The organism is Acidovorax sp. GW458-11-26-14-TSB4 (assembly GCF_059423865.1).
In genome coordinates this window covers 20,379-30,576 of the sequence record NZ_JBWKYR010000040.1, presented here as the reverse complement: position 1 = coordinate 30,576, position 10,198 = coordinate 20,379, and the positions used below count along the sequence as shown (strand labels likewise).

Annotated in this window: 8 protein-coding genes; 4 read left to right on the top strand and 4 right to left on the bottom strand. The window is 69.3% G+C overall.

All coding sequences use genetic code 11. The features are described from left to right. Positions 1-128 precede the first annotated feature (128 nt). The 4 genes from AC07X5_RS31935 to AC07X5_RS31920 all read right to left on the bottom strand — a co-directional run bounded on the left by AC07X5_RS31935 (position 129) and on the right by AC07X5_RS31920 (position 6,384). Positions 129-1,928, bottom strand: coding sequence for a gamma-glutamyltransferase family protein (locus AC07X5_RS31935; RefSeq protein WP_494773431.1), 1,800 nt, complete (start codon positions 1,926-1,928; stop codon positions 129-131). A 111-nt stretch (positions 1,929-2,039) separates the two neighbouring features. Continuing rightward, the gene (locus AC07X5_RS31930; RefSeq protein WP_494773430.1) at positions 2,040-3,599 is read right to left on the bottom strand and encodes an alkaline phosphatase D family protein; all 1,560 of its coding nucleotides are present in this window, start codon (positions 3,597-3,599) and stop codon (positions 2,040-2,042) included. Between the two features lie 10 nt (positions 3,600-3,609). Continuing rightward, positions 3,610-5,139, bottom strand: coding sequence for a GGDEF domain-containing protein (locus tag AC07X5_RS31925; protein ID WP_494773429.1), 1,530 nt, complete (start codon positions 5,137-5,139; stop codon positions 3,610-3,612). 270 nt (positions 5,140-5,409) lie between these two features. Beyond that, entirely contained in the window at positions 5,410-6,384 is a 975-nt protein-coding gene (locus AC07X5_RS31920) for an NADPH:quinone oxidoreductase family protein (protein WP_494773428.1), read from the bottom strand. Positions 6,385-6,516: 132 nt separating this feature from the next. On the opposite strand from AC07X5_RS31920, the gene surE reads away from it, so the two are divergent. From surE to AC07X5_RS31900, 4 genes are read left to right on the top strand one after another with little or no spacing between them, the layout of a single operon-like run. Beyond that, complete coding sequence (gene surE, locus AC07X5_RS31915) at positions 6,517-7,287, top strand: 5'/3'-nucleotidase SurE (RefSeq protein WP_409955397.1); 771 nt, start codon at positions 6,517-6,519, stop codon at positions 7,285-7,287. After that, positions 7,287-8,090 carry a protein-L-isoaspartate(D-aspartate) O-methyltransferase gene (locus tag AC07X5_RS31910; RefSeq protein ID WP_494773427.1) on the top strand — a complete coding sequence of 268 codons (804 nt, stop codon included), beginning with the start codon at positions 7,287-7,289 and terminating at the stop codon, positions 8,088-8,090. The genes surE and AC07X5_RS31910 overlap by 1 nt, the downstream gene beginning before the upstream one ends. A 13-nt stretch (positions 8,091-8,103) precedes the next feature. Further along, positions 8,104-8,994, top strand: a complete 891-nt coding sequence (locus AC07X5_RS31905) for a peptidoglycan DD-metalloendopeptidase family protein (RefSeq protein ID WP_494773426.1) — start codon at positions 8,104-8,106, stop codon at positions 8,992-8,994. Then, a complete protein-coding gene (locus AC07X5_RS31900) occupies positions 8,991-10,019 on the top strand; it encodes an RluA family pseudouridine synthase (RefSeq protein WP_494773425.1) in 1,029 nt (342 codons plus the stop codon). The genes AC07X5_RS31905 and AC07X5_RS31900 overlap by 4 nt, the downstream gene beginning before the upstream one ends. Positions 10,020-10,198 lie beyond the last annotated feature (179 nt).

The window sequence follows — 10,198 nt, the reverse complement described above, 5'->3', positions numbered from 1 at the left end:
CGCCTTCTCTTTGGTGACTTTCTCTTGGCGGCCCAAGAGAAAGTTACTGCGCCGCCGGGCGCACATCCCGGCTCCCGACCTTCAACCAGGCAAACCGCGTGCTTCCAAAAAAGGACCAACGAACCAGATCAGTCCCCCATCACAACACCCTCACGCCGCGGATCAGCCCCCCCAAACCACAACTTCTTCCCATGCGCATGCCCCCGCGTGATGGCCTGCAACCCACTGGTCATGTTCATCTCCCGCACCTCCGCCCCCCGCGCCCGCAAGGTCTCCACGGTGAGCGGAGGGAAGCGCTTTTCCTCCAGCAGCGAAGGCCCGTTCATCGAACCGAAGTTGGGCAGGTTGATCGCCTGCTGCGGCATCAAGCCCCAGTTGAACACGCCGTACAGCGTCTTGGCCGTGTAGTGGATGATGGCCGCGCCGCCCGGGCTGCCGCCGCTCATGAGCAGTTCGCCGGTGGCCTTGTCGAACACCAGCGTGGGCGACATCGATGAGCGCGGCCGCTTGCCCGGCTGCACGCGGTTGGCAATCGGCTGGCCCTGGGCGTCGGCCGGGGCAAAGCTGAAGTCGGTGAGCTCGTTGTTGAGCAGAAAGCCCTTGACCATCTGGCGTGCGCCGAACTGGTCCTCGATGGTGGTCGTCATGGCCACGGCGTTGCCGAAGGCATCGACAATACTGATGTGGCTGGTGCCGTACTCGGGCTGGTCGGGCATGGGGGCGTAGCTGGTGGCCATGGCGCCAGGCTTGCCGGGCTGGGCGACCTTGAGGCTTTGCGTGCCGATGAGCTTGGCGCGCTCGGCCAGGTAGGCCGGGGCGATCAGGCTGGCCCAGTTGCCGGCGGGCGGCTGCACGAAGTCGGGGTCGGCCACGTACAGGGCGCGGTCGGCAAACGCCAGGCGTGCGGCGTCGGTGTACAGGTGCAGCCAGTCGGCCGTGGGCAAATCGTTTTCCAGCGGCATCGCGGCCGCATCGGTGTTCTTGAGGATGCCCAGGATCTGCGCGATGGCGATGGCGCCCGAGCTCGGCGGTGGGAAGCCGCACATGCGAAAGATCTTGCTGGCCACCGGGTAGTCGTGGCACAGGGGCTCGCGCTTTTTCGGCTGGTAGCCGGCCAGGTCGGCCATGCTGAGCTTGCCGGGGTTGGTGGGGTGCTTTTGCACCTTGTCCACGATGGCCTGGGCGATCTCGCCCTCGTGCAGGGCCTTGCTGCCTTCGGCCGCAATGCGGCGCAGCACGGCCGCCAGCTCGGGGTTGCGCAGGTTGAAGCCCACGTCGCGCGCGTCGCCGTCGGGCTTGTAGAAGTAGGCCGCCGCCACCGGGTCCTTCTTGAGGTGGGCGTCGGCTGCCGCCAAGGTGTTCAGCCGCGCGCTGACCTTGAAGCCGCCCTCGGCCAGGGTGATCGCCGGCTGGAACAGCGTGGCCCAGGGCAGCTTGCCATGCTCCTTGTGCGCCATCTCCAGCATGCGCACGGTGCCGGGCACGCCGACCGAGCGGCCGCCCACGACCCCATCGTGGAAGGGCACGGGTTTGCCGTCCGGGCCGAGGAACAGTTTTTCGTCCGCGGCGGCTGGCGCGGTTTCGCGGCCGTCATAGGCCTCCACCTTGGTGCCGGCGCTGTGCAGCAGGAAGGCGCCGCCGCCGATGCCGCTCGACTGCGGCTCGACCAGGGTCAGTACCATCTGCACCGCAATCGCCGCATCCAGGGCCGAGCCGCCGGCCTTGAGGATCTGGTAGCCGGCATCGGTGGCCAGCGGGTTGGCGGCGGCCACGGCGAACTTCTCGGTGGCCCAGCCGGGCTTTTCGGTGTAGCCAGAGGAGCCCTCGGGCTGGGCGGGTACCGTGTAGTCGAACCGGGGTGCACTGGCGCAGCCGGCCAGCAGCGCGGCCACGGCCAGCAGGGTCAGGGTGGGGGGTGTCTTGCGCATCGCTTGTCTCCAAGGGGCTGGGATCAAGCCATGGTAAGGCCCGCGCTCGGCCGCGGGGCGCTTTATTTACAGGATGCTACAAGCGCCCGAAAGGGTATTGCAGCGCCTGGCTCAGGCCGGCACTGGCCCGGCGCGCCGGTCCTCGACCACGAAGCGCGCCAGCGTGCTGGCCCCGCTGTCCTCGCGCAGCGGGTCGTCGAGTACGCGCAGGGTGGTGGTCCAGCGCGCGGGCGTGATGTCGGCCAGTCCGTAGCCACGCTGTTCGCAGCGCGCCAGCAAGACGTGGGGGCTGTTGCGCACGATGGCGTCCACCTTGTCCTGCGTGCTGCCCGAGCGCGAGCTGATGGACGTGCCGCAGAACTCGCTGGCGATCACCGGGGCATCGGGCCGCGCCGCGTCGGCCAGCACCCGGCATACATAGTTCTGGTGGATGTCGCCGCCCAGCAGCACGGTGTTGCGCGGTGCATGCTGGGTGATGGACTGCAGCAGGCGGGCGCGCGCGGTGGGGTAGCCATCCCAGCTGTCCGTGGACACGACACCCGAGGGGTAGTGGCGCGGCGAGAACAGGGTTTGCTGCGCGACCACGCTCCAGCGGGTGCGGCCGTCGCGGGCATCGGCGGCCAGGCCGGCGTCCAGCCACTGCTCCTGCGCCTTGCCCAGAAAGCTGCGCCCGGGCTCCGCCAGCTCGGCACAGTCCTTGGGGCGCACGGCACCGGCACCGCTGGCGCCTGCGGTGCGGCAGGCCTGCAGGCTGCGGTACTGGCGGGCATCGAGCACATGCAACTGCGCCAGTCGTCCCCAGGGCAGGCGGCGGTACAGCTGCAGGGCCGAATAGTCGCGCTGCACCAGGCTGGCGGCGCGCAAGGGCATGTTCTCGTAGAAGGCCTGCCAGGCGGCGCTGCGCTGGGCCACAAAGGCAGCGGCATCGCCCTTGCCGGTGTTGCCAGCGTAGTCGTTCTGCACCTCGTGGTCGTCCCAGGTCACCAGCCAGGGGCAGGCCGCGTGGGCGGCCTGCAGGGCCGGGTCGCTCCTGTACAGAGCGTAGCGGTCGCGGTAGTCGGCCAGGGTGGTGGCCAGGCGCAGGCCGTGCACGCGGGCCAGGCCCGAAGTGTCCTTGGGGCTGGCGTATTCGTAGATGTAGTCGCCCAGGAAAAGCACCAGATCCGGCGCGTCCGCTCGCACATGGCGCCAGGCCGCATAGTGGCCATGCTCCCAGCGCTGGCACGAGGCGAAGGCCAGGCGCAGGCGCTCGGGCAGGGCGTCTGCGGCGGGCGCGGTGCGTGTGCGGCCGGTGGCGCTCACCGCGTCGCCGTGAATGAAGCGGTAGTGGTACCAGCGGCCCGGCGCCAGGCCGGTGAGTTCCACGTGCACGCTGTGGCCCAGGCCCGGATGGGCCGTGGCCTGGCCGTGCTGCACGATGCGCCGAAAGCCCTCGTCGTTGGCCAGCTCCCAGCGCACTGTCAGGGGTGTGGCGGCCTGGCCGGGCTCTGTGGGAACGAGCCGGGTCCAGAGCACCACGCCATCGGCGCTGGGGTCGCCGCTGGCCACACCCAGGGCAAAGGGGTTGCCCTGCTGGCGCCGCGGCTGGGCCCAGGCCCAGCGGGGCAGGGTGGTGGCGGCCGCGCCGTGGGCGGCCAGCAGCAGGAAGGCGCGGCGCTGCTGGGGCGTCACCGGCGGGGGCTCATGCTGCCATGACCCGGTTCTTGCCTGAGCGCTTGGCCAGGTACATGCTCTGGTCGGCGCGCTTGATCGCGTCAAAGCTGGTCTCGCTGTCGTGCAATTGCGCCACGCCCGCGCTGAAGGTGATGAGGATCTTCTCGCTGCCCTGCAGGAAGAAGCGCGTGGTCAGCTCGCGCTGCAGGCGCGTCATGGCAGCCACCCCGGCGTCCACCGCGGTGTCGGGCAGCAGCAGCACGAATTCCTCGCCGCCATAGCGGGCCAGCAGGTCCTGCGGACGCATGACCTCGCGCGTGACCTGGGCCAGGTGCACCAGGGCGGCGTCGCCCACGCTGTGGCCCAGGCGGTCGTTGATGAGCTTGAAGTTGTCGATGTCCAGAAGCGCGAAGCACAGCGGCGTGCCCAGGCGCCGGGCGCGGGCGATCTCGCGTTCCATGGCCTCGTCCAGCCCCTTGCGGTTGAGGCTGCCGGTCAGCGGGTCGTGCCGCGCCTGGGCGCTGGCGCGGTCGAGCTCCTGCTGCAGCTTGGCGACCTCGGCGCGCTTGGCCTCGGTGCGCTCGCGCAGGTCCTGCAGCTCGGTATGGGTGAGCTTGGTGTCGAGCGCCATGCTGCGCGTGGCGGTCATCACCTCTTCGAGCACGGGGGCGATCTCCTGCAGGCTGCTGGCCTTGCCGATCAGGTCGGCGCAGCGCTCCATGGTGCCCTGGTAGGTGGTGCTCGACGCCGTGATCTGGGCCAGGCGTTCGATGAAGGTCGCCAGCAGCTCCTTCATCTGTTCCTGCGCCTCGACGGAGCGGGCCTTGGCCTCGGTCTGCTTGAAGATCACGTCCTTCAGGCGCAGCTGTATGTCGTCGAGCCGGCGCAGCGTGAGCGGCGGGGTCGAAGCGGTCATCAGCGCGTCTGCCTGGCCCTTGAGCCAGCGGTCGTCGGCGCTGAGCACGGAAATGTTCTCGAACACCATGTGCAGGAGCTCCAGCAGCCCGGCGCGGATGGCTGCCTGGTCCTCGGTGGCGAACGACAGCCGGTAGGTGAAGTTGCCCAGCATCAGCATCAGCGTGGGGATCAGCGGGGCGGGCTCGCGCAGAAAGGTGGTGAGCTGCGCGGCCATCTCGTGCACGCGCGCATCGTCCTCGCCCAGGGCGGGCAGGGTGTTGTCGATCAGCCGGGCGAGCAGCTCGGCCAGGTCCTCGGGCAGCGTGGCGGCGGGGGCGGCGGTGGGCAGTTCCACCGGCGACGCCGCGGCGGGGCTCAGGCCCAGGTTGGCATAGCCCACGAGCACGCTCTGCAGGCCGCTCCAGTCCTTGTTGGCGACGGCCTTCTCGAACTGGCCGAGCAGGCGCTTCTGCCCGGGCGTCTGGGCGGGAATCAGGCGCAGGATGCTGGAGAGCTGGGCTTCGGGAAACGGCGCCGCACTGCGCACACCGGCCACTTCATCGTAGATCGCCAGGTAGTTCTCGGGCGTCGGGGCGATCCGGCGGGTCGAGAGCTGCTTGAGCGTTTCGCGTGCGATTTCGTAGGGTTGACGATCGGCCATGGGCGGGCACCAGTAACAACAGGGGCTGCGATGAACCGCGAGTTTGACACAGCGCCATGCTTGCCGCCGCGAGCGCCACCCATGGCATCTGTTTTCGGTGTCGGTTGTTCATTGCGCTGTGTGCCACGCAGACCGCATGAAACTGGCGCGCCCAAGGCCAGTGCCCCCGCGCAAGGGCCGCCCCGCCGCGAAGGCGGCATATCCAGCGTTTGCGCTGGGGGCGTCCCCCTTTCAGGGGCAAGGCGCGAAGCGACTCAGGGGTGTTTCACTTCAGTTGACCATGACCAGCTTGCCCATCACGCCGCGCGAGCCCATGTGGGCATAGGCGGCGGGCAGTTCGGCCATGGGTATGGTGCGGTCGATCACCGGCTTGATCTTGCCCTGGGCGTACCACTGGGCCAGCTCGCCCATCATGGCGGCATTCGCCTTGGGCTCGCGCTTGGCGAAATCGCCCCAGAACACACCCACGATGGAGGCGCCCTTGAGCAGCGCCAGGTTGAAGGGCAGGGCCGGGATGGGGCCGGAGGCAAAGCCCACCACCAGGTAGCGCCCGCGCCAGGCGATGGAGCGGAACGCCGGCTCGGCGAAATCGCCGCCCACGGGGTCGTAGATCACGTCCGGGCCCTTGCCGTCGGTCAGGGTCTTGATGGCATCGCGCAGGTTCTCCTTGCCGTAGTTGATGGTGGCATCGGCCCCGATGGAGGTGCACAGTGCGCACTTCTCGTCGGTGGAGGCGGCGGCGATCACGCGCGCGCCCATGGCCTTGGCGATCTGGATGGCCGAGGTGCCCACGCCGCCCGCGGCGCCCAGCACCAGCACCGTCTCGCCGGCCTTCAGTTGCGCCCGGTCCACCAGGGCATGGTAGGAGGTGGCGTAGATCATGATGAAGGCAGCCGCATCCACGTGCGAGAAGCCCGGCGGCAGCGGCATGCACAGGGCGGCCGGTGCAATGGTGTGGGTGCCGAAGCCCCCGGTGCCCGACAGGCAGGCCACGTTCTGGCCCACCTGCAGGTGGGTGACGCCTTCGCCCACGGCCTGCACCACGCCCGCGTACTCCGAGCCGGGCACGAAGGGCAGCGGCGGCTTCATCTGGTACTTGTTCTGCACGATCAGCAGGTCGGGGAAGTTCAGGCTGGCGGCCTTGATCTCGATCAGCACCTCGCCGGCCTTGGGGGTGGGCGTGGGCAGTTCGGTCCAGGCCAGGGCCTCGACGCCGGTGGGGTTGGTGCAAAGCCAAGCGTGCATGGGGAAAGTCTCCTGTCAGTGATGCGCCGCATGATAGGCGCGGGGTCTTGCCCTGCGATGTCCCCCGAGCGACGGGGGGCCCCCTGCGCCTGCCGCGTCCTACAATCCCGAGGCAAACCCCGCTCCCTATCCATGAAGATCCTGATTTCCAACGACGACGGCTTCCAGGCCCCCGGCATCGTGGCGCTGCATGACGCGCTCAAGGCGCTGGCCGGCGTGGAGGTGGAAGTGGTCGCGCCCGAGCACAACAACAGTGCCAAGTCGAACGCGCTGACCCTGCATTCACCGCTGACCGTCAGCAAGGCGGCCAACGGTTTCCGCTATGTGAACGGCACGCCGGCCGACTGCGTGCACATCGCCCTCACGGGCCTGCTGGGCTACCGCCCGGACCTGGTGGTCTCGGGCATCAACAACGGCGCCAACATGGGCGACGACACCATCTATTCAGGGACGGTGGGCGCGGCCATGGAGGGTTACCTCTTCGGTGTGCCGGCGATCGCCTTCTCCCAGGTGGACAAGGGCTGGGGCGAGATCGAGGCAGCTGCCGCCAAGGCGCGCGAGATCGTGGAGCAGATGTTGCAGCAGAACCTGGTGGGCGAGACGCCCTGGCTGCTCAACGTGAACATTCCCAACCTGCCGCTTTCCGTGATCAAGCCCATCAAGCTGTGCCGCCTGGGGCGCCGGCACGCGGCCGAGCGCGTGATCGTGCAGGAAAGCCCGCGCGGCGAGGCCATGTACTGGATCGGCAATGCGGGCGCGGCCAAGGACGATGCCGAGGGCACGGATTTCCATGCCACGGCGCAGGGGCATGTGGCCATCACCCCCCTCAAGGTGGACCTCACGGACCACGACAACCTGGGCTACTGGGCGCAGACCGCCTCGCAGCTCGTGGCGGGCATGTGATGCAGCGGCGTCCGGGCTTTCCCGCCAGGCTCCCGGGCAGCGGAGCACCGGCTCCACGCCCGGCCGTACCGGGCGCTGGTGCAGGCATCCCCAAGGGCGCCGGTGCCGGGCTGGGCCAGCGGGCTGCGGCCGCCACTGCCGTGGGCGTGGGGCTCGATTCGGCAGCCGTGCGCAACCGCATGGTGCAAAAGCTCGCGTCCGGGGGCATCACCTCGCCGGCCGTGCTGCAGGCCATGGCGGCGGTGGAGCGCCACCGCTTCGTGGACAGCGGCCTGGTCAACCAGGCGTACGAAGACACCAGCCTGCCGATTGGCCTGGGGCAGACGATTTCCAAGCCCAGCGTGGTGGCGCGCATGTGCGAGCTGCTGCTGGCGGCCGAGAGCGCGCGCCCGTCGGGGCTTGGCCGGGTGCTGGAGATCGGCACCGGCTGCGGCTACCAGGCGGCCGTGCTGGGACAGCTGGCGCGCGAGGTGTACACCATCGAGCGCCTGCGCGGCCTGCACGATAAGGCGCGCGACAACCTGCGCCCGTTTCGCCTGGCCAATGTGCACCTGATGCTGGGCGACGGCATGCTGGGATATGCCAAGGGGGCGCCCTATGCCGCCATCATTGCCGCAGCCGGCGGCGACGCCGTACCGCAGGAATGGTGCGACCAGTTGGCGGTGGGCGGCAGGCTGGTGGCACCCATGGCGGTGGCCGGCGGCCAGCAGATGTTGCTGGTGATTGACAAGACCCCACACGGGTTGAAACAAAGCGTGCTCGAGCCGGTTCATTTTGTCCCTCTAAAATCGGGGATTGCCTGAAGGGAAATTGCTTATGTTGGTATCGCGTGGTCTGGTTGCAGGGTTTACCGTGGCGTTGCTGTTGGTGGGCTGTGGAACCCGCATGACCAAAGCGCCTGTGGAAGACCGGGGCACCTATGCCAGCAACACGCTGCCACCCTCCGCCGCGCAGCCCGGCGTGGTGGCCGCGCCCATCAAACCCCTGCCCGGGGCCGAAAACGCCGGCAAGCCGGGTTACTACACCGTCAAGCCTGGCGACACCCTGATCCGCATCGGTCTGGAGAACGGCCAGGGCTGGAAGGACATCGCGCGCTGGAACAACCTGACGAACCCCGATCTGATCGAGGTGGGCCAGGTGCTGCGCGTCATCGCGCCCGGCGCGACCCCGCCGCCCGTGATCGCCGCCGACACCGGCGTGGTCACGCGCCCGGTGACGTCCACCACCATCACCCCCGCGGCGCCGGTTGCAACGCCTCTGCCACCCGCCTCCACCGCCAGCGGTGCCAAGCCGCCCACGCCAGCGGTGGCCGCTGCGCCAGCACCCAGTGCGGGCGAAGACGACCTGAACTTCATCTGGCCCGCATCGGGCTCGCTGCTGGCGGGCTTCGACGAGGCGCGCAACAAGGGCTACGACATCTCCGGCAAGGCCGGCGATGCGGTGCTGGCGGCAGCGGATGGCCGCGTGGTGTACTCCGGTGCCGGCCTGCGCGGCTATGGCAACCTGGTGATCCTGAAGCACAACAACACCTTCCTCACGGCCTACGCGCACAACCAGACGCTGCTGGTCAAGGAAGACCAGTCCGTGCGCAAGGGCCAGAAGATCGCCGAGATGGGCAGCACCGACGCCGACCGCGTGAAGCTGCACTTCGAGATCCGCCGCAACGGCAAGCCGGTGGACCCTGCGCGCTACCTGTCGGCGCGTTGAGCGCCGTGGTGGCGCCCGCCCAGGTCCCCGCATCGGACCCGCCCGGCCCCGACGAGGAGTGGTCCGGCGAGGAGGTCGGTGGTGCCGACGAGGTCGAGGTGCGCCAGGTGCAGGCTGGCGCAGCGCAGCACGGCCTGCGGCTGGACCGTGCGCTGGCGGATCTGGTCCCCGAGTTCTCGCGCAGCTATTTGCAGCAACTGCTGGCCCAGGGCCTGCTGCGCCTCAATGGCCAGCCTGCCACCAAGCCGTCCCACAAGGTCAAGGCCGGGGATGCCCTGGTGCTGGAAATGCGCCCCACGCAGCAGAGCCAGGCCTTCCGGCCCGAGGCGATGCCCATCGACGTGGTGTACGAGGACGAGCACCTGCTGGTGGTCAACAAGCCCGCCGGCCTGGTGGTGCACCCGGCCCCGGGCAACTGGAGCGGCACCTTGCTCAACGGCCTGCTGGCGCGCGACGCCAAGGCGCTGCTGGTGCCGCGCGCGGGCATCGTGCACCGCCTGGACAAGGACACCAGCGGCCTGATGGTGGTGGCGCGCGAGCGTTCCACCATGGACGCCCTGGTGACCATGATCGCCGCGCGCAGCGTACACCGCCAGTACCTTGCGCTGGCCCACAAGCCCTGGAAGGGCGCGGCCCGCCGCACGGTGCAGGAGCCCATTGGCCGCGACCCGCGCAACCGGCTGCGCATGGCCGTGGTGGACCTGGCCAGCCATGCCGGCAAGCCGGCGCGCACGGATTTCAGGCTGCTGGAGGGCGCGGACGAGGGCTGCTGGGTGGAGTGCACGCTGCACACCGGCCGCACGCACCAGATCCGCGTGCACATGGCCTCCATCGGCCATCCGCTGGTGGCCGACGTGCTCTACGGTGGCACCCCGGTGGAGGCCTTGCAGCGCCAGGCGCTGCACGCCTTTCGCCTGGCATTCACGCACCCGGTCACGGGGCAGCCGCTGGAACTGCATGCGCCGCTGCCCCAGGACATGGTCGATGCACTGTCTTTCTGGGGCCTGCGGTACAATGGCGCATAGCGAAACGCAGTATCTGTGTTTCCAGGCCTGACCGGCCCCGGGGCGTGCACACCGCGCCCTGAACCCGTAGACGGAATCCCGCCGGGCCCCATGTCGCACCAGCGGCCGCGCAGTATGCGCCCCTTGATGGATGATGAATCCCTGCTGCTGGAGCGGCCCCTGTCACGGCACGTGCCGCC

What these genes read in the sequence shown, in the direction of transcription:
- AC07X5_RS31920 (WP_494773428.1), bottom strand. Translation starts at nt 6,384, where the DNA reads ATGCACGCTTGGCTTTGCACCAACCCCACCGGCGTCGAGGCCCTGGCC.
- AC07X5_RS31910 (WP_494773427.1), top strand. Translation starts at nt 7,287, where the DNA reads ATGCAGCGGCGTCCGGGCTTTCCCGCCAGGCTCCCGGGCAGCGGAGCA.
- AC07X5_RS31925 (WP_494773429.1), bottom strand. Translation starts at nt 5,139, where the DNA reads ATGGCCGATCGTCAACCCTACGAAATCGCACGCGAAACGCTCAAGCAG.
- AC07X5_RS31905 (WP_494773426.1), top strand. Translation starts at nt 8,104, where the DNA reads ATGTTGGTATCGCGTGGTCTGGTTGCAGGGTTTACCGTGGCGTTGCTG.
- surE (WP_409955397.1), top strand. Translation starts at nt 6,517, where the DNA reads ATGAAGATCCTGATTTCCAACGACGACGGCTTCCAGGCCCCCGGCATC.
- AC07X5_RS31935 (WP_494773431.1), bottom strand. Translation starts at nt 1,928, where the DNA reads ATGCGCAAGACACCCCCCACCCTGACCCTGCTGGCCGTGGCCGCGCTG.